The organism is Halalkalibaculum sp. DA384 (genome assembly GCF_043951955.1).
In the GTDB taxonomy this organism is placed as follows: Bacteria; Bacteroidota; Rhodothermia; order Balneolales; family Balneolaceae; genus JAMQKA01.
In genome coordinates this window covers 1-344 of record NZ_JBINJE010000133.1, presented here as the reverse complement: position 1 = coordinate 344, position 344 = coordinate 1, and the positions used below count along the sequence as shown (strand labels likewise).

The 344-nt window shown below is 61.6% G+C and carries 1 protein-coding gene; it reads right to left on the bottom strand.

Annotation, left to right across the window (positions count from 1 at the left end):
* Window positions 1-320, bottom strand: a 320-nt coding sequence (locus ACG2E4_RS18575) for an alpha/beta fold hydrolase (protein WP_395277523.1), incomplete at its 3' end; no start/stop codon positions are given.
* Window positions 321-344: the final 24 nt, after the last annotated feature.

Sequence of the window (344 nt, the reverse complement as noted above, 5' to 3'; positions counted from 1 at the left end):
GGGTGGCGCAGGGCCAGCTGCTGGGCGATCGGGCTGCCCATCGAGACCCCCACCACGGCTGCCTTAGATATATTAAGGTGGTCCATCAGCCCGGCGTAGTCGTCGGCCATCTGCCCCATCGTGTAGGGGCCTTCCGGCTTCTCGGAGCGGCCCACCCCGCGGTTGTCCACCTGGATGCAGCGAAACTCCTGCTCCCAGAAGGAGGCGTGGTCTTCCCACACCTGGCCCGGGGCGGTAATGCCCATGATCAGGATTACAGGTTCTCCGCTTCCGCGCTGCTCGTAATACAGTTGAATTCCGTTGGTTTCGGCGTATGGCATTGGTATTCCTCGGGTTTGTTACAG